This is a genomic window from Cellulomonas sp. P5_C6, from assembly GCF_054049635.1.
Genome location: NZ_JBFULZ010000296.1, coordinates 1 through 3,104, shown reverse-complemented (window position 1 = coordinate 3,104; position 3,104 = coordinate 1). Strand labels below are relative to the sequence as shown.

Here is a 3,104-nt window from a genome sequence, read left to right as displayed (position 1 = left end):
CGCCCGCCTTGCGCGCCGGGCCGCCACCCACCCACCCGCACCACCGATGATCCGTACGTCCGCTAGCATGAGTTCGGGTCTCCGAACTTTTCGAGGTGAACGATGCACGAGAGCGTGGCCGAGAGCGTCGACCGGCCTGTGCAGGTCGTCGCTCCGCCGCGCATCCGTCGCGCCCCTCTCTTGCTCGGGCCGGCGTTCGTCGCGGCCATCGCCTACGTCGACCCCGGCAACGTCGCGGCCAACCTCACCGCCGGCGCGCGCTACGGGTACCTCCTGCTGTGGGTGCTCGTCGTCGCCAACGCCATGGCGGTCCTGGTCCAGTACCAGTCGGCCAAGCTCGGGCTGGTCACTGGGCAGTCGCTGCCGGCGGTCCTCGGGCAGCGGATGCGCCGCGGCCCGCGGCTGGCGTTCTGGGGGCAGGCGGAGCTGGTCGCGGCGGCCACCGACATCGCCGAGGTCGTCGGCGGCGCCATCGCGCTCCAGCTGCTGTTCGGGGTGCCGCTGCCGGTTGGCGGGGTGATCGTCGGCGTCGTCTCGATCCTGCTGCTGGCCACTCAGAACCGGTACGGGCAGCGGCGGTTCGAGCTGGTGGTGGTCGCCCTGCTCGCGGTCATCTCGATCGGCTTCCTGGCCGGGCTCGTCGTGTCCCCGCCGTCGGCAGCCGGCATCCTGTCGGGCCTGGTCCCCCATTTCGACGGCACGGACTCGGTCCTGCTCGCCGCCTCGATGCTCGGTGCGACCGTCATGCCGCACGCGATCTACGTCCACTCGGCGCTGGTCCGCGACCGGCACGGCCGCACCTCGGGGCTCCCGCTCGCCCGGCTCCTGCGCGCGACCCGCTGGGACGTCGGCGGCGCGCTGATGGTCGCGGGCATCGTCAACATCGGGCTGCTGCTCCTCGCCGCGTCCGGCCTGCGAGGCGTCGCCGGCACCGACTCCATCCCCGGCGCCTACGACGCGATCGCCACCGCACTGGGCGCGGGCATCGCCATCGCGTTCGCCGTCGGCCTGCTGGCGTCGGGCCTCGCATCGACGTCGGTCGGCGCCTACGCCGGCGCGACGATCATGGAGGGCCTGATCCACCGCCGCGTCCCCCTGCTGGTCCGCCGCGTGGTGACCCTGATCCCGGCGATCCTCCTGCTGGCCCTCGGCGCGGACGCGACGTGGACCCTCGTCCTCTCGCAGGTGGTGCTCAGCTTCGGCATCCCGTTCGCGGTGATCCCCCTGGTCCGCCTGACCCGCTCCCGCTCCGTCATGGGCGAGCACCGCAACGGCCCCTGGCTCCACGCGACCCTCCTGCTGGTGGTGACCCTGGTGGTCGCCCTGAACCTGACCCTGATCACCCTCCTCATCCTGACCTGAGGACGGGCGCGCCCGGTGCCGCCTCAGCTCGACCCGACGCGCTCCGGGTGCCCAAGCCGGCGAACTCGGTCCTCCGGGCCCAACTCGGCGGCTACAGCCACCGAGTTGGGCTGCGAGTACCGAGTTCGGCGGTCGGGGATCAACCCCGGAGCGCGGGCCGGGGCCGAAGCCTGGTTCCGGGAGGCAGCAGTGGCGTGATGCGGTTCAGCAGGGTGCGGCCGCTCAGGTCCTCCTTGGTGACGCGGAGGGCTCGCCAGCCGGCCTCGACCAGGGCGTCGTGGCGCCGCTTCTCCCGCATGAACGCCTCCGCATCGTGCTCGGCGTACTTCGTCCGGCCGTCGTACTCGAGGAGCAGCCGCCACTCCTCCCACCCCATGTCGGCCCAGAAGGTCCCGAGACGCGTCGCGACCGGCACCTGTGTCCGCGCCGGTGGCAGGCCGTCGCGCAGAGTGACGAACCGTGTCGCGGACTCGCCCGGTGACTCGGCGCCATCGTCGGCAAGCTCGACGATCGCTCGGGCTCGCCTGATGCCGCGACGTCCTGCTGCCGCGGCGAGGGCGGAGTCGATGACGGCGCGGTCCGCGCCGACCCGCAAGGCAGCGTCCGCGATCACGATGCCGAGGAGCGGAGGCAGCGTCGACACGCAGTCGACGACCGTCCGTTCGAGCGACGTGACCGGGAGCCCGTGCCGGACGGCCGTGTGGGAAGCGGGCGGGACCACGGGGTGGTGCGCTACGTCGGGGTCGCCACCGGTGCCGGTCGTATACCGCTGCATCACGTGGGTCTGGTCGGGCGAACGCCACAACGGCAGGTCCCACAGAAGGGCGGCGGACTCGTGGCTGAACCAGTGCGGCGATCGGGTTCGGTCGTGCACGCCGAGCAGGCGGGCGAAGGCGATCTGACGGCATCGGTCCAGGTCGCCGGCCCCTACGGCCGGGATGTAGATCCCTCGCGAGATCCGCTCCCACTCTCCGGCTCGGGTGCGGCGACGGACGAGATCCGGCGGKAAGTCGCGCGCCAACAGGACCGTCGGCCGAGCGGGCGGTCGGGTGGGTTGCCGGTCATGCTCGCGTCTGGCCATGCGACCGAGGATCGAGGTCGACGCCCGCTCGGCGACCGGCCCCGGACAGCTTGGGGACAGGGCCGCGAGGACGACGAACCGTGGGCGGCTCGGTGACGACGGTCGCGAACTCGGTACTCTCCGTCGAGATCGGTTGTTGTAGCCACCGAGCTCGGCGGAAATTCGCGAGTTCGGCGACCGGCCGCGAGCGGCGCGGCAGCAAGGCGCCCGTCAGCTCGCGTCCAGCGACGACAGCCGGCCCTCCAGGTGGGTGCGTTCCGTCTCGTTCGTCACCAGGGTCAGGGCGGCGCGGAACTGGGCTGCTGCCGCCTCGGGGTGGCCGGCGCGGGCCAGGAGCTCGGCGCGGACGGCGGGGACCCGGTGGTGGCGGGGGAGCGCGTCGTCGAGGCCGTCGAGGAGCGCCAGGCCGGCCTCGGGTCCGGAGGCCTCCGCGACGGCCACCGCGCGCGCTAGGCGGACAACCGGGGACCCGGTCAGGGCCTCGAGCTGTGCGTACAGGCCGGCGATGACGGACCAGCGGGTGTCGGCTGCCGACGCCGCGGTCGCGTGCTCGGCGGCGATGAGTGCCTGCAGGCGGTACTCCTGCGCGAGTCGCGTCTGCTGGCCGATGGCCGCGGCGGCGGCGAGCCCGGCGCCAGCGGAGCCGGTGGCCGCGGCGGGC

Annotated in this window: 2 protein-coding genes and 1 pseudogene; 1 reads left to right on the top strand and 2 read right to left on the bottom strand. The window is 73.3% G+C overall.

Going from position 1 to position 3,104, the window contains the following annotated elements; translation table 11 throughout:
• The first annotated feature begins 102 nt into the window (after positions 1-102).
• Positions 103-1,362: an Nramp family divalent metal transporter gene (locus ACXJKG_RS20345; protein WP_456847537.1), complete on the top strand. Its 1,260-nt coding sequence runs from the start codon at positions 103-105 to the stop codon at positions 1,360-1,362.
• A gap of 139 nt (positions 1,363-1,501) precedes the next feature.
• Here the strand turns inward: ACXJKG_RS20345 and ACXJKG_RS20340 are convergent, their stop codons facing one another.
• Positions 1,502-2,236, bottom strand: coding sequence for a hypothetical protein (locus tag ACXJKG_RS20340; protein ID WP_456847536.1), 735 nt, complete (start codon positions 2,234-2,236; stop codon positions 1,502-1,504).
• 417 nt (positions 2,237-2,653) lie between these two features.
• A pseudogene (locus ACXJKG_RS20335) lies at positions 2,654-3,104 on the bottom strand (RNA polymerase subunit sigma-24); the annotation flags it as partial.